Origin of the sequence: Fictibacillus terranigra (genome assembly GCF_030412265.1) — a bacterium.
Classification (GTDB): domain Bacteria; phylum Bacillota; class Bacilli; order Bacillales; family Fictibacillaceae; genus Fictibacillus_C; species Fictibacillus_C terrinigri.
The window spans coordinates 261,067-276,749 of record NZ_JAUHLN010000005.1; the positions used below are offsets into that span (position 1 = coordinate 261,067).

15 protein-coding genes are annotated in these 15,683 nt (G+C 41.6%); 13 read left to right on the plus strand and 2 right to left on the minus strand.

The window, feature by feature from the left end:
* The first annotated feature begins 13 nt into the window (after positions 1–13).
* The 3 genes from QYF49_RS21185 to QYF49_RS21195 all read left to right on the plus strand — a co-directional run bounded on the left by QYF49_RS21185 (position 14) and on the right by QYF49_RS21195 (position 3,666).
* Complete coding sequence (locus tag QYF49_RS21185) at positions 14–1,321, plus strand: ABC transporter substrate-binding protein (RefSeq protein WP_290401580.1); 1,308 nt, start codon at positions 14–16, stop codon at positions 1,319–1,321.
* 149 nt (positions 1,322–1,470) lie between these two features.
* Positions 1,471–2,808, plus strand: a complete 1,338-nt coding sequence (locus tag QYF49_RS21190) for a carbohydrate ABC transporter permease (protein ID WP_290401581.1) — start codon at positions 1,471–1,473, stop codon at positions 2,806–2,808.
* A gap of 30 nt (positions 2,809–2,838) precedes the next feature.
* Entirely contained in the window at positions 2,839–3,666 is an 828-nt protein-coding gene (locus QYF49_RS21195; RefSeq protein WP_256227359.1) for a carbohydrate ABC transporter permease, read from the plus strand.
* Between the two features lie 567 nt (positions 3,667–4,233).
* On the opposite strand, the gene QYF49_RS21200 is transcribed toward QYF49_RS21195, so the two are convergent.
* Both QYF49_RS21200 and QYF49_RS21205 read right to left on the minus strand, forming a co-directional pair.
* The gene (locus QYF49_RS21200; protein ID WP_290401582.1) at positions 4,234–4,497 is read right to left on the minus strand and encodes a DUF3847 domain-containing protein; all 264 of its coding nucleotides are present in this window, start codon (positions 4,495–4,497) and stop codon (positions 4,234–4,236) included.
* A complete protein-coding gene (locus tag QYF49_RS21205) occupies positions 4,487–4,741 on the minus strand; it encodes a hypothetical protein (protein WP_290401583.1) in 255 nt (84 codons plus the stop codon). The genes QYF49_RS21200 and QYF49_RS21205 overlap by 11 nt, the downstream gene beginning before the upstream one ends.
* A 202-nt stretch (positions 4,742–4,943) precedes the next feature.
* Here QYF49_RS21205 and mobQ point away from each other — a divergent pair, with 202 nt between their 5' ends.
* The 10 genes from mobQ (at position 4,944) to QYF49_RS21255 (ending at position 15,522) form a co-directional block, all read left to right on the plus strand.
* Positions 4,944–6,932 carry a MobQ family relaxase gene (gene mobQ / locus QYF49_RS21210; protein ID WP_290401584.1) on the plus strand — a complete coding sequence of 663 codons (1,989 nt, stop codon included), beginning with the start codon at positions 4,944–4,946 and terminating at the stop codon, positions 6,930–6,932.
* 302 nt (positions 6,933–7,234) lie between these two features.
* A complete protein-coding gene (locus QYF49_RS21215) occupies positions 7,235–7,894 on the plus strand; it encodes a GntR family transcriptional regulator (protein WP_290401585.1) in 660 nt (219 codons plus the stop codon).
* A 71-nt stretch (positions 7,895–7,965) separates the two neighbouring features.
* Positions 7,966–8,271 (plus strand): CoA transferase, encoded by a 306-nt coding sequence (locus tag QYF49_RS26040; protein WP_425589615.1) that lies wholly within the window; start codon positions 7,966–7,968, stop codon positions 8,269–8,271.
* A 46-nt stretch (positions 8,272–8,317) separates the two neighbouring features.
* Positions 8,318–9,508 carry a CaiB/BaiF CoA transferase family protein gene (locus QYF49_RS21225; protein WP_290401586.1) on the plus strand — a complete coding sequence of 397 codons (1,191 nt, stop codon included), beginning with the start codon at positions 8,318–8,320 and terminating at the stop codon, positions 9,506–9,508.
* Positions 9,505–10,452: a hydroxymethylglutaryl-CoA lyase gene (locus tag QYF49_RS21230; protein ID WP_290401587.1), complete on the plus strand. Its 948-nt coding sequence runs from the start codon at positions 9,505–9,507 to the stop codon at positions 10,450–10,452. Before QYF49_RS21225 ends, QYF49_RS21230 begins: the two co-directional genes overlap by 4 nt.
* 49 nt (positions 10,453–10,501) lie before the next feature.
* Complete coding sequence (locus QYF49_RS21235; RefSeq protein WP_290401588.1) at positions 10,502–11,518, plus strand: tripartite tricarboxylate transporter substrate binding protein; 1,017 nt, start codon at positions 10,502–10,504, stop codon at positions 11,516–11,518.
* A gap of 39 nt (positions 11,519–11,557) precedes the next feature.
* A complete protein-coding gene (locus QYF49_RS21240; RefSeq protein WP_290401589.1) occupies positions 11,558–12,037 on the plus strand; it encodes a tripartite tricarboxylate transporter TctB family protein in 480 nt (159 codons plus the stop codon).
* A gap of 13 nt (positions 12,038–12,050) precedes the next feature.
* Positions 12,051–13,577, plus strand: coding sequence for a tripartite tricarboxylate transporter permease (locus QYF49_RS21245; RefSeq protein WP_290401590.1), 1,527 nt, complete (start codon positions 12,051–12,053; stop codon positions 13,575–13,577).
* Between the two features lie 255 nt (positions 13,578–13,832).
* Positions 13,833–14,051 (plus strand): hypothetical protein, encoded by a 219-nt coding sequence (locus QYF49_RS21250; protein ID WP_290401591.1) that lies wholly within the window; start codon positions 13,833–13,835, stop codon positions 14,049–14,051.
* A gap of 1 nt (position 14,052) precedes the next feature.
* Complete coding sequence (locus QYF49_RS21255; RefSeq protein ID WP_290401592.1) at positions 14,053–15,522, plus strand: pentapeptide repeat-containing protein; 1,470 nt, start codon at positions 14,053–14,055, stop codon at positions 15,520–15,522.
* The last annotated feature ends 161 nt before the right edge of the window (positions 15,523–15,683 follow it).

Genomic DNA, 15,683 nt, shown 5'->3' on the forward strand with positions numbered 1-15,683 from the left:
AAGGGGGATATCCATGAAGAACATTAAAAAGATTTCAAAGGTGATTACTACTTCACTAGCTCTATCGCTCGTTTTGTCCGCGTGCAGCACTGACAAAGCAAGCACAGACGAAAAGTCAAAAGACTCCGGCAACAAAGGGAAAAAAGTTGAAGTGGTCTATGCCTTCGGTAAAGATGATACGGGTGCTACTTTAAAAATAATTGATGCTTTTGAAAAGAAATATCCAAATATCGATATTAAGGTCCGTGAGATGCCCGCTGATACAGGAAAACAGCATAATTCTTATGTTACGGCATTCAACGCGAAGTCCGACGAAATTGATGTTTTTGAATTGGACGTTGTATGGCCAGCAGAATTTGCACAGGCCGGTTATGTAATGCCGCTTGACCGTTTTATTCAAAAAGATGGAATCAAGCTCGATGAATATAACGAAGGCGCACTAAGTGCTTCTAAATTTAAAGGGAAGCAATGGGCGCTTCCAAAGTTCATTGATGCGGGGATGCTCTTTTACCGTACAGACCTTGTCAAAGACGGCGAGGTTCCAAAAACATGGGATGATCTTTTGAAGCAAGCAAAGGCTGATAAAGGAAAAGGAGGTACCAAGTTCGGTTACTTGATGCAGGCGAAGCAATATGAAGGACTTGTCTGTAACGCTGTTGAATTTATCGCGTCGTACGGAGGAGAAATCATCAACGACAAAGGAGAGGTGGTCGTAGATTCTCCAGAAGCAGTGAAAGGGATTAAAAAGCTTGTAGAGGTAGCTACATCTGATGTGGTTCCTAAAAACGTAACAACATTTGCTGAGCCGGAATCGCACACAGCCTTCATTAACGGACAATCTGCCTTTATCCGTAACTGGCCGTACCAATTTGCTTTGGCAAATGACAAACAGCAATCTAAAATTGTTGGGAAAGTTGGAGTAGCTCCACTTCCGGCCGGTGATAAAGGACCTGCAGCTGCACTTGGGGGCTGGCAAGCGGGAATTAACAAAAATACAGATGTACCGAAAGAAGCTTGGACTTTCCTAAAGTTTATGGCGGGTGAAGAAGGACAAAAGATTGATGCGATAAACGGCGGGCACGCTCCGACCATCAATAAGCTTTTTGATGACGCAGAGGTACAAAAAGCCAACCCTTACTTTAAAGATGCCGGTTTTGTGAATGCCCTTAAATCAGCGGTTTCCCGTCCTGTAGCGCCGAACTACACTGAAATTTCTGATATTATGCAAATTCAAGTTTCAAAAGCAATCGCTAAAGAAATTACACCTGAGCAAGCAGCTAAAAACATGCAGAAAGAAATCTCTTCAAAACTTGAAAAGTAAGAATATGCTGGACATTTAAAAGCATAAGCCTTCATTCCTATGGAGGCTTGTGCAAAATTACTATTGGTATCGATTCCAGAATGCGATGGATGGGCTGTTTTGCTTCGCCAGTCCATTGATGGCATTCGTAATGTAAGGAGTGGGCAAAAGTGGAAGTAAACCTTAATCCCGAAAAACAACCTAAACAGGGGAAACCTGCTTCAGGCAAGAAACAGAAAGCGTCTGAAAAAAGATTAGGCTATTTACTCGTAGCACCATCATTGATTTTGATTCTCCTTATCGCAGTATGGCCCGTGTTGCAATCATTTTATTATAGTTTGTTTGACCTTAGGTTAAATAACCCAACAAAATCCGAAGTGACCCTGACCTATCATATTGACTTGGAAAAATACCTAAACAGCTATCCCTTTTTAATCAATGTATTGGAGGATGAAGCAGGAAAAGCGAATGGATCGGCTGCAGAAAGCTTAAATGGCCTGGTAAAAGGACTTAAAGAAGTGGACGCAAGCATTCAGGATGATTCAGCTGTAAAAAAGCAATACGATCAAGTAGACGACATGCTAACAAACATGGAACCGGTCAGTGATGAGCTGAGCTCGGTAAAAGTGGATAAGACAGATGCGATCAAATTAGACAAAACCCTTCACAAAGTATCCGCACAAGTAAAGGAACTTAAAGGCCTTAAAAATGAAGAGGACGCTCTCGGCCTGTCTTCATCTCTGAACGAAGCGGTCATTAAGCCTAACTTTATCGGGCTGGACCACTATAAAGAAAATCTGACGGACAAACGGATGTGGATGGCGATATGGAATACAAGCGCCTTTACATTAATTTCAGTATTTGTGGAGCTCGTCGTAGGGCTGGCCATCGCTCTTTTAATTAACAAGGCATTCTTCGGAAGAGGCCTTGTGAGAGCGACCATCTTGATTCCATGGGCGATACCGACTGCTGTTTCCGCAAAAATGTGGCAGTTCTTATATGACGGACAAAATGGAATCGTGTCAAGAATATTTGAGAAAGTCGGACTGGTTGACAATGCGACTGATTTGTTAACAAGCAATATCGGGGCGATGTTCTCCATCATCTTTACGGATGTTTGGAAGACGACCCCATACATGGCATTACTCCTTCTAGCCGGACTGCAGACCATTTCGTCTTCACTCTATGAGGCAGCGTCTATTGATGGGGCTTCCAAATGGAAACAGTTTACGACCATCACACTGCCTTTATTAAAATCAAGTATATTGGTAGCTCTGCTGTTTAGAACGCTGGATGCGTTCCGTGTCTTTGACCTCGTCTTTGTACTTACAGGGGGAGGACCTGCAAACTCTACGGAAACGATATCCATACTGGCTTATAAAAGGATGTTTGAACAGACCAATTTTGGTGATGGTTCAGCCCTTTCTGTCATTGTCTTTGTCTGTGTTGCCATCATTTCCATGATTTTTATCAAGTTTCTTGGCCGTGACCTGTTAAACGACAGATAAGGCAGTTACTGTGAAAAGGAGTGAGAGTTCGTGAATAAAAAAGCAGGCCCGTTGTTTTATATCTTTCTCGCAATCTTTGTATTCATTGTCATGTTCCCGTTTTTGTGGATGCTGGTCAGCTCCATAAAACCAATTTCAGAATTATTTGGGGACAAGGCATTTACGCCATTTACAAGCAAACCAACCCTTGAGAACTATGTGTCCGTATTCGTAAATTATCCATTTCTTAGATACTTGTGGAACAGCTTTGTCGTTTCTGGAATAACCACTGTTTATACGGTGCTGATTGCCTCCTTTACGGCCTATGCGATCGCCAGGCTTAAGTTTAAAGGAAAAACCATTATTCTTGGCCTAGTATTATCGGTGTCCATGTTCCCGCAGATTGCGACAATATCACCGATCTACATTCTGCTGAAAAATATAGGTTTAACGAACAGCTATCTCGGACTGATTATCCCGTATACGACCATTACGCTCCCGCTTTCCATCTGGATTCTCGTAACGTTCTTCCGCAAAATCCCGTTTGATTTGGAAGAAGCCGCCAAGATGGACGGTGCAACCCTGATGCAAACATATTGGAAGGTCATTCTGCCATTAGCTGTTCCCGGAATATTTACAACTGCCATCCTTGTATTTATTGCAGCATGGAATGAATTCCTGTTTGCGCTGACAATCAATACAGAAGATAAGTTTAAAACCGTACCAGTCGGAATCGCGATGTTTGAGGGACAATTTACCGTTCCATGGGGCGACATCACTGCCGCTACCATCATTGTAACTGTCCCGCTTGTCATTATGGTGTTATTGTTCCAGCGGAGAATTGTGTCCGGTCTTACTTCCGGAGCCGTAAAGGAATAGATTGATTTTGAGGTGCCTGGCACCTTTTTTTTCGAAAAAAGAGCACAATGATAATAACAGTAACCAGGGAGTGGCGAGATGAAGTTAATAGTAATAGCATATTGGGGTGAATACAAGGGAGAAGCCACTTCAGGCTATTGCTGCAGCACGATCGATATAATGTATTAATAGACTGCGACATTATGCCGAAAAATTTGAGAAGGGAGAAATAGCCAGTTTTTATTCCGTAAAGTAGTGCTGGAGGCCGGATATCCACCGCTTCAGCCCTATGATTAATTAATTCAAATTCCAGCCATATAGTCATTAAAAACCCAGTCCACTTCCCGAAGTTCCTTTTCGTAAAAAATGGCTGGTTTTTTAATGGTTATTTTACATCGGTTGTTCTTGTAAAAGGGATGCCACTAACCACTTTGCTGTTTCTGAAGTGTTCAATCTTATTTGGTGTAAATGTTACATCTAGTTTATCAGTCACATTCTTTTCCTTAAGCCTTGAAATTAAATAAATCGCTACCTAGATAAGGCTGTTTTTGACCTTAAATACTAGAGGGATGGAGGGAAGATATATTTCTATTCGTGGAACCGTCGGATCTGATTTTCAAAGTAATCGGTATTTTTATTTTTAAAATTTGCGACAACTTTTAACACAATTTCTGTTTCTTCCACGGTCAGCTCTTCTATATTTAAATACTTTTCTAATAGGGCTCCTTTTTGTATCAGCCGTCGAGTCCGTTCCTTTCGTCCTTCATTGGTTAACTTATATTCCAACGCTTTTTTCCGCTGCTCTAATACCCTAATTTTTTCATTGATTCCGTTCATTTCTTCAGAAATCATCGGATCGGCTTCCTTGATCATTCGTTTCGTCGCTCGCTGCGACTTGCTGTGAGGAATGAACTTGTTCTTTGAATAAATCAATAAACACCTTAGCTGATTCTGTATCTTTGATATTCCAGGTGTCCATTACATACTTTCCGATTTCTGACTGAGTCTTTGCAACCAACCGTTTCTGTTTATCTCTTAATCTCTTAATTTGTTCTTCAATCTCTAAAATTTGATTCTTCGTTTTTTCGGAAGCCATTTCTTCACCTCAATATAATAGTTTTAGTTAATTGTAGCATTTGAACCAAAACATGGGAAATGGTACAATAATCCCGAAAATGAAATGATAAGGGCGCACTTATATACCACTATCGTGGTATCGTGCGAAAACCCAAATCACGTCGCGCGGCGTCTATAAAATTCGCTTCGCTCATGTAGAATCCGTAAGGAGGGAAAGCGTAATGGCCATCTATCATTTTTCGAATCAGATCAAATCTCGAAAAAAACAACAAAGTGCCATTGCGGCTGCCGCCTACCGGTCAGGTGAAAGACTCGTGGATGAGCGAACCAATGAAGGAAAATATTACAACCGATCCGTTCAGCCAATTACCCATATTTTAGCTCCCAGTCATGCGCCACAGTGGGTGTATCAACGAGAGAGACTATGGAATGAAGTAGAACGGGTTGAGAAGCAGTGGAACTCCCAACTATGCCGAGAAATCAATGTGGCACTGCCAAAAGAGTTATCTCACGAAGAACAAGAAAAACTGGCGATCACCTTCTGCCAGGAGATCTTTGCAGATGATGGAATGGTAGCCGATGTCGCCATCCACCGCGATGATGAGGAGAATCCGCATTTTCATGTATTGCTCACGATGCGACCATTTAATCCAGACGGAACATGGGGAAATAAACAGAAGAAAACGAAGGAAGTCATCAATGGAAAAGTAACAACGATGGCGGTACATACAACGGACTGGAATACAAAAGAGAAACTACTATACTGGAGAGAACAGTGGGCCCATTATGCGAACCGTTTTTTAGAAAAGAACGGTTTTTCAGCACGTCTTTCTCATTTATCTCATGAAGCAAGAGGTCTGGAAACCCTGCCTACTATTCATGAAGGATTTGCGGCGAGGAAGATGGAGAGTGAAGGAACAGTATCGGATCGCATGCAAATCAATAAGGAACGGAGGGAATATAATCGAACGGTCATCGAGCTTAACGAAGCAAAACGAGAAAAACAAAAGAGGGAGCGGGCTCATTCTTTTGTACGACGGTTTACTCCCCTTGAGAAAAAGCAATTAAAAGAGGCGGCAAAAGGTTTACGGATTTTCGTAAACTACGAAAATGTCATGAAACGTAAAACACAATTACAAAAATGGCAATCGCGGCTAAACTTCCAAGCTGACTCTGTAGAAAAACAGAAAAAAATAGATCGAATCCAAAACGAAACACTGATGCTGGAAAGAGCCGAGAACATTCTCGAAAAGGAAGCGAGCCGATTCCTAACGGCTTACTATCCCACACTTGAGCAAGGTCACTATTCCAAAGAACAAAAGATAGCGATTGTGGATGTTTCACTGACAGAAAATAAGAAACTGAACCATGAACAGATCGAAAGCCTTCTAAAAAATGTGGAGCACAGAGAAGTAGAGAATGCGATTGATCAATTGCTGAATCATCGACCGGCGTTTGTATCTTCATTGCACAACGAAGTGAAGGTATTCCAACAACAATTTGAGACACTTAGGATAAAGAACAACATTGATTTTGCGCAACCCAACTCGATCAAGCATGCGCCTAAATTTGTTTTGGATAAACTACAGTTACTGCTTCAGAAAAAAGACCGTTCCGCCCAAGCGTTAGATTTAATGAACCGGCTTTATGACAACCGGTTAGAAGATCTCTATCCACAGTGGAAAGGCCGGCTACATTTAACGCTTGAGCAAAAAGAATGGCTGGTAAGGGCGCAAGAATATTACGAAAAAGAGATTACACCTACTGATTTGCCTCAATCACCAAGACGATACACTGTAATTGAACAAGAAGACCTTCTTTCTAGGCTGTATGAAATTAAGAAGGTTGCCTATCCAGAAAGAAAACGGCTTTATGAGCAATTGGTCGAACGCTATCCTCAATTTCAGCCTGAAAATGACTCCTACCTCATGATGTTTTATCAAGAATGTCAGCAAACGATTGCAGAATTATCAGGAAATGCTCAAAGGCAGCTTGGAGAGCTGGTTAAACCAAGGGATCTAACGAATGATGTAAATCCTATGAATCAAATGTACACTCCATACCCTTCACCTCAGTACGATAGATCGAGGACTTCTGATTTCTTCCAGATTCTTGAGAGTGCGATCCGAGAAGCGAACAAGAAATGGAAAGAAGATGATTTTGAACGTCGACAACTGAAGAAAAAGAAGAATAGAAGTATGGAACGATAGGTTTGTATAAACATAAATTAAAACACAAGTGAATTCGCACTTGTATACACAAACAATATCACTTGTGAAAGTGTTTGTGAAAATAGGCGGGAAAAAACGACAAGTAAAAAAATCGAAATAATTCACTCAGTCGCGATAAACGAAACATTATCCAGGTTTATCCTCTCCTCTAATTTTTCCGAACAAAAACATCACTATTTGTCGAAATTTTCTGATTGAAATGAATAGTCAGAATTATTATGATGTAAATTGTATACAATATCTGAAAAGGAATACAAAGTTAGGTTAAAGGTGAATTGAGAATGAACCATAGAAAGCATAGTCTTTATGAGCAAGTGTATTTATCAATTAAAGATGCAATTATAAAGGGGAGATTGTCTCCCAATGAACGATTGAGGGAAATGAAGCTAGCAGAAATGTTTAATACGAGCCGGACTCCAATTAGAGAAGCTTTAAGAAAGCTGGAAAGAGAACGTCTAGTCACGTTTGAGAGTTCTATTGGGGCTAAAGTCACCGATTTAAATAAAGAAACGATCAAGAGCATGTATGAATGCCGTTCTGTCTTGGAAGGATTGGCTGCAAGGAAGGCCGCTCTTCATATACAACAAAATGACTACTATCAATTGGAAGAGTATATTATTCTCGGCCGACAGTATTTTCAAGCTGGCCATCTTGAACGAGTGGTTGAAAAAAACACTTTATTTCATCAAACCATTGTAAAATTGAGCAAAAATCCATCGTTAATCCAGATGATGGACCAGGTTCGTACGGAAATTGTCCGATATCGTTTTATTACTAGCTCCGTTGGCTTTAGGTCAACCGGTTTTGATGAACACGAAGCGATTCTTCAATCTATCAATAACCGAGATGCTGACAAAGCGGAGGAATTAATGAAAAATCACATACAAGATGACTTGGAAAATATTTTAAGCGGGTTTAATCAATACCAAGTAGAATTATGAACACAAAAATGAAAGCGCTTTATTTTAGGGATTTCAGAAAAAATTCGATATGGATAGGAGGGGGCATAGCCTTGGCTGTTACACCTAATAGTCTTCCTTTGTCTGGTGTAAAAGTACTGGAAATGGGTTCTTTAATTGCAGGTCCCTTTTGTGCAAGGATTCTAGCGGAATTTGGATCAGAGATCATAAAAGTGGAAGTACCAAAAATCGGGGATCCCTTAAGGAAATGGCGAGCGCTGCATAATGGGCTAAGCAAAACTCCAGGACAAGTCAATTGGCTGGGTTCGAAAATCGGTGAACATAATCTGGACGTACTAAAAGAAATTGGGCTAACAAATGAAATGATTCAAGACATGGCGAACAAGGGAGTGATCTAGATTCACAGCTTAAAGAATCAAATAAACTTTACTGGGAGGTGATTGGATGGCGGGTCCGCTTAAGGGTTTGAAAGTTCTTGATATTGCAACCGTTTATGCAGCTCCTTTTGCCGCAGCCTTATTGGGAGATTACGGAGCAGATGTGATAAAAGTGGAGATTCCAGGAAAAGGGGATCCAGTCCGCGGTTTTCAACCAATGAAACTTGATGTATCGATTCCGTGGGCAACGGTTTCACGTAATAAAAAAACGATTACACTCGACCTGCGCAAGGAAAAAGGCCAGGAGGTATTTCTCAGATTATTAGCGGATCAAGATGTATTATTTGAAAATTTCCGTCCTGGAACGCTTGAAAAATGGGGAATACCAATCGAACGCATAAGAGATGTGAATCCGAATATAATTGTTGTCCGAATTAGTGGTTATGGACAAACCGGTCCACACCGTGAAAAAGCCGGTTTTGGCACTTCCGCTACTGCCTTCGGAGGCTACACTTATATTAATGGTGACAGGGACAGACCCCCTTTATCACCGCCGATATCGCTTGTTGATTATTTAACTGGACTATTTGCAACGATAGGAGCTGTTGTGGCACTGTACCATCGAGATGCTGGTGGGGGAGAAGGGCAAGAGATTGATTTGTCTCTTTATGAATCGATGTTCCGCTTGCTGGAAATCATGGTGGCGACTTACGACCAGCTTGGAACCGTGATGGAGAGGCAAGGGAATGATAACAGTGCATCTGTGCCAGTTGGAACCTTTCAAACAGCTGATGGAAAATGGATGGTCCTTACTACGAGTACAGACCGTACGTTCTACCGCTTAGCTGAATTAATGGGAAGGGAAGAAATGATAACCGATCCTCGCTATTCAACCAACAAAGAGCGCGAAAAAAGGCGAGTTGAGTTAATGACCATGGTGGCAGATTGGGTGAGGAAATATACAGCATCAGATATTCAAATACTTTGCGACAACCACGGCGTACCAATTTCTCCTATTTACTCCATAGAAGACATCTTCCAAGATCCACAATATAAAGCCCGTCACTCCATTGTTGAAGTCGAACATGCGTCATTTGGGAAAATAAAACTTCCAGGTGTGGTACCAAAATTCTCTAAAACTCCAGGTTCTGTAAGGAATTCGGGTTCGAAGCTGGGGGAGCACAATGATGAAGTGTATTCTAAACTTGGTTTTACACCTGAAGAAATTCAAATTTTAGAAAAGGAGGGAGTCATATGAATTGGGAGTTCAATGATTTTATTAAAGTGAAAGATGTGGGGCCGCGCGATGGCCTTCAAATGGAGAAAGCATGGATTCCGACTGAGGAAAAAATCAATATCATCAATGCGCTATCCAAAACCGGTGTTACAGGTATTCAGGTAACATCTTTGGTTCACCCGAAAGCTGTTCCGCAACTGGCAGATGCGGAAGAAGTAATGAGAAACATTGATCGGCAATCTGGCGTTTTGTACAGTGTTTTAGTGCCCAATGAACGCGGCGCACAACGGGCTGTGCCCATGAAAGCAGATGAATGGGAGCTGATGCATTCCGTAACAGAATCTCATAGTCTGGCCAATGCGAATAAAAAGGTTGATGAAAGCCTTAAGGAACATGAAAAAGTAGTCAAGTTAGCTCATGAACATAATGTAAAGGTTCAAGGAGGAATGGCAACCGCGCTAGGCTGTCCTTTTGAAGGTAAGGTTTCATTTGAAAGGGTACTTTATGTCGCAGAAGCCTATTATTCTATGGGTATCCGGTCTATAAGCATAGCGGATACCATTGGCGTCGCCGATCCGAAGCTTGTTTATACAACGTTAAAAAGGCTGATTGACCAATTTCCGGACGTCGAATTCAGTCTTCATCTTCACAATACACGAGGAATGGCGATTGCCAATGTCTTAGCTGGAATTGATGCAGGTGTTCGTGCGTTTGATGCGTCGATTGGGGGGCTAGGCGGTTGTCCCTATGCCCCTGGTGCAACTGGAAATGTATCAACAGAAGATCTCGTTCACATGCTGGACCTAATGAATATTCCAAATGGAATCGATTTGAAACGATTGCTTGAACTATCCAAGCATGTTGAAAAGGTGGTAGGGCATCCTCTGGAAAGTGCCATTTTTAAGGCAGGCCCAGCTGGCCAACTTCAAGCAGCACCGACTGTTCAAGAAAAAATCAGTAAGTAGCGTAAGGATAGGGAAAATTCACTGATAAACATTAAAGGGGGGATTTGTTTTGAAAAGTGTAAAAAAGAAATGGATCATGGTGTTGATCATTTGTCTAACCTTCGTTGTCGTATTGGCCGGCTGCAATTCTAGTTCATCAGCAGGAAAGACCGGCGCAAAAGCAGCCGTATATTCGAAAGGAAAACCTGTAACTATCGTGGCGCCTGCGCCACCGGGAAGCGGCTGGGATTTAACCGCTCGTGCGCTGGTTGAAACCTTTACGAAAGAAAAGGCAGTCAAATTTCCAATACCGGTCGTGAATGAACCTGGAGCGACTGGGGCAGTGTCACTATCCCAACTAGTAACGCAAAGTAAAGGTGCCGTGGACAAGATTAGTGTAACTTCAACTCCGATTATGGTCAATTACCTACGCGGCAATTCTGACTATAGTTATAAAGATGTAACGATGATCGCAAGGCTAATGACTGAATACTACACTGTGGTCGTTCCGAAAGATTCACCGTATAAATCCCTTAAAGATTTATTAAATGATGTTAAAGAAAAACCTCAGTCCATTCCTGTAGGTGCTTCTGGTGACGATCAGCTTCCATTTGCTTTATTGGTGGATGAAGCAGGCGGTGATGCCAAGCAGCTTAAATTCGTTTCGTATGAAGGCGGAGGAGAAATTACAAATGCTTTACTGAATGGTGATCTCAAAGTGGCAGTGTCTGGGATTAGCGAATTTAGCTCCCAAATTGAAGCCGGTAAATTCCGTGCTCTCGCTGTATTAAGCGACAAAAGGCTAGGTGGTGTTATGAAAGATATCCCGACAGCAATCGAACAAGGCGTAAATGTATCCTACGGAAATTGGCGAGGTGTTATGGGTCCACCGGATATGCCCAAAGCAGCCGTTAAGTATTGGCAAGATGTGATTGAAACATCGCTTAAATCGGATACTTGGAAAGAAATTGCCAAAAAGAATCAATGGGAAACAACTTTTATGAAAGGCGAAGAATTGCAGAAATATTTAGATGAAACCAATCACTCAATTGAAAAAGCGCTTCAAAAAACAGGACAGGAAAAATAAAACATACAATCTTGATATTGAAAAGGGAGGAGTGGTCAAATGAACAAGAATACCATTTCCGGAATGGTGATCCTCATGTTTGCGCTTATTTATACGATCATGGCATTCCGGCTGCCTGCATCATCGTCAAATACAGCGGTGATTGGTCCTTCCGTCTTTCCGGCAGCCATTGGCATTCTCTTAATCATTACCTCTATCATGCTAATTGGTAAAGGGTGGCTTGAACAACGGCAGCAACATGGCAAGACAGAGCCTGAAAATCCAATGGAAGAAGAGGAGGAAAAACAAGATCCCAAAAAAGTTTTTGTTCTCTCCCTCCTTCTCCTTGGCTACGTTTTATTATTTTTTCCACTGGGCTACTTGCTTTCAACGGCCCTCTTTATTTTAAGTGTGACGATGTTTTTGGACAGGGAACATTGGATTCGAAATGTGATTTATTCATTGGCTTTCCCAGGTATTATCTATCTTGTTTTTGATCGTGTATTGGCGGTTTATCTACCGTTAGGTCCATTAGGTTAGGGGGGAACACAATATGGATATGTTCTCACATCTCATGTCAGGTTTCAGCCAGGCATTATCTTTGGAGACTTTAGGTTTTGCCTTTATCGGGGTTTTGATAGGAACATTAACTGGAATCCTTCCAGGAATCGGCCCCATTACCGCGATCGCTCTGCTAATACCGATGTCATATGGAATGGAACCGATGAGCGGCCTCATTATGTTAATCGGAATCTATTATGGTTCTATGTATGGCGGCTCGACTACTGCCATACTCGTGAAAACACCAGGGGAAGTAGCTTCGATTGTCACAACGTTGGATGGATATGAGATGGCGAAACAAGGAAAAGCTGGACGTGCCTTATCGGCCGCTGCTATTGGATCGTTTATCGCTGGAACACTTTCTACACTAGGTTTGATGCTGCTCGCACCCGTTTTAGCTAAGGCAGCCTTTTTCTTTGGTTCGGCAGAATACTTTCTTATGATTGTACTCGCTATGTCCATGGTTTCCAGTTTAACGACAGGGTCTGCCTTAAAGGCATATATTTCTACCTTGTTTGGACTATCGATTGCGATGGTGGGGATTGATTTGCAATCCAGTGTTCCCAGATATTCATTTGGTATTCCGAACTTATTGGACGGAATTGATTTTGTTTTAGTTGCGATTGCTTTATTTGCTATTCCAGAAGCCCTTTCAACTATGGCAAGAAAGGGCAAAGTGGCAAAAATGAATGTCCAAAACTTTAAAGGATCAAATTGGATGACTCGTGAGGACTGGAAAAGATCCGTTGGACCATTTGGTAGAGGCTCTCTATTAGGATTTATCATTGGGGTTCTTCCGGGGTTAGGGCCATCTTTAGCCTCCTTTTTGTCATACGGGATGGAAAAGAAGCTTTCCAAACGGCCTGAAGAGTTTGGAAAGGGAGCCATTGAAGGTGTATCCGGTCCTGAAGCGGCTAACAATGCTGGTGTAGGCGGAGCCTTAGTTCCGTTATTTACGCTTGGAATCCCAGGCTCGGCCACCACAGCTCTTTTAATGTTTATTTTCATGATGTACGGGATGCAGCCTGGACCAGGTATGTTTAACCAACATCCTGAATTGATATGGGCAATTATTGCTAGTATGTATATCGGGAATGTTATGTTATTAATTTTGAATCTCCCGTTGGTAGGTGTATTTGCTTCGTTATTGAAGCTGCCAACTGTTCCACTTTTTGTTGGCGTGGTAGCATTTTCGGTTTTAGGTGTGTATGGAATTAATTACAATCAGTTTGATCTAATGTTGTTATTCGGGTTCGGTCTGATCGGGTATGCGATGCAGCGTTTTGATTTTCCACTTGCTCCTGCTGTTATGGCGTTAGTGCTTGGTCCACTATTGGAACAAAATTTCCGCCGTTCCTTGGATATTGCCAATTGGTTTACGTTTTTTGAGAGACCAATTTCTCTCGTTCTTAGCCTTATTATTATCGCGATTATCATTGTACCGATTGTGAACATGGTGTTTAAGAAAAAGAGAAACAACAATAAACCGTTGGAAACAGAAATCCGAACGAACGCTTAATGCCAAGATTAGAAAACTATCTGGAAACTGGATTTGTGGCGATTCTTCAAATGAAGAGTCGCTTTTTTTAGAATTTCCGATGAAGTAAGACTAATGTACGAAACAAAACGGACACTTTTTATTATTTTCTGAAAAATGAAAAACAGTTTGATATACTTTTAGTATGTACTATGATTTTTACAGCAAATCAAATCATAAAACGCAGTTTTATAGATTTCAATTTTCAGGTTCTTAACTAAACGAGGAGGTTTAGTGATGATATTCCAACGAACGTTTGATTGGACAGACTATACGGTACTAGATAAATCCAATGAACAGATTATTCAAGATTTGAGGATCCAGCAGAAATTCCATCCCTTCATGGATGCCGCCAAACTTCGGATTCAAAAGCTAGTGGATAGGATGGGCCCTCATCAAGACGCAGCGGACCGCTTCTTAGACTATTTAGAAGACGAATACGACGGGGAAGAGTAGCATGCAGCTATACAGTGGTGATATCATCCGCGTTCGCAACTATCCCTTTCAAGACGATCCAAGCCGTGGAAAGTCCCGATACGCGATGTTTTTGTCCAAAATAGGGGAGGAGGTATCGTTAGCTCCAGCTACTCAAATTGGTACACTTAGCGGCCGAGCAGGCAGTTTGCCCCTGCGGCCTTTTGAAGTTGAAATTCCAGCCGGTGTCACTTCTCAAACAGGGATTAAAGGTGTCGTGAAGTGTGACCGTTTTCCCCTTATAGATCAGCAGCAGTTGCAAGGAACTGTCATCGGTCGACTCCCAATAGAAACCCGTATTGAAATCATTCAGAAATATGAACAAATCCACCAAAACCGCCGTTTCAAAGAACCTATGGACCAGGAAAATCCGAATCATCCCCAAATCATGATGCAGTTTAAGGACCTTGTTATTGCTGAGAAGCTCGGATTTCTTAAAAATCAGGGCAAGGAATACGAAGAGGTTAGAGACCTGGACTGCCAGGTGACCGGCGTCTATTTACATCCCTCTAAACTGGGCATTCCGGTGCATCATGTGTCCTTAACCTTTGAGTCCTATGATCCTAAAATTAACCATCATATTAATCACAAAGCAACCATCGCAACTAGTGATGAAAAAGAAGTATTGTTACGAAAACTCCAGGAAGTACAGACGACCCAAGACGTGCTACATCTGGATTCCAGGTACACCAGACTGCAAAGAGAGCTAACTCTGGCCTTTAGTAACCTTAACTCCCTTCATCTAGATTTGCACCCTCAGTCTGATTTTCAAACGGTCACTCAACTGGCACAGGAAGTGTTAAACCATCGTTTAACTGAACATAAGATCTGGCTGGGATCAAACGGACGCCAAGGAAAACAGCTGATGTTAAATGGACTGGATCTGTCAGGCTGTGAGGTAACAAGCTCTCATCTTAATCAGGCGGTCTTTTATCGGTGTATATTTAAAGAGATGGATTTAAGTCAAAAAGATTTTACAGATACTGAGTTCGATTCCTGCCATTTTAGAGTAACCAATTTACACCGAGCGAATCTAACCAATGTCACTTTTCAAGACTGTGAGTTAACGCGGACAAACTTAAGCCGTACATTAATGGATGACACTCGATTTTTGGATACGGATCTGTCTCCAAAGTACATATCAAACAGAGAGATGCCCAGTATTTATTTACATGAAGCAAGGGTAAAAGGAGTGGAGTTTGAAAACACAAAGTTTTCTCAAGAATTGTTCGAGCATATTACGAAAGAACCTATTGGGCAAGTAACGGTTAAAGAAAAGAATTTTAAAGGAATGGCTATTCAAAAGGAAGGGGACAAGTGGGGATTGTTGTCAAATAGGGGGAAAAGCATCGAAAATGCTTCATTTCATAATTATAAAGAAGCTAAACAAGGAGTTCTGAGTTTTCTTCAATATGAAAAATCGCTGAGTAAAGGAAAATCGATAGATCTATAAGAAAATCCACTTAATTGCGTTACACAAACGGATACGCATGCGTAAATAATTGTCTTGATGTTGTCGTGTGTTTTGATTTATATCCCAAGACTTGTTCAACAAACGCTGAGTAGGAGTAACAATAGGAAAACAAACTTCTCTTGAATCGATTTGCTTATTAC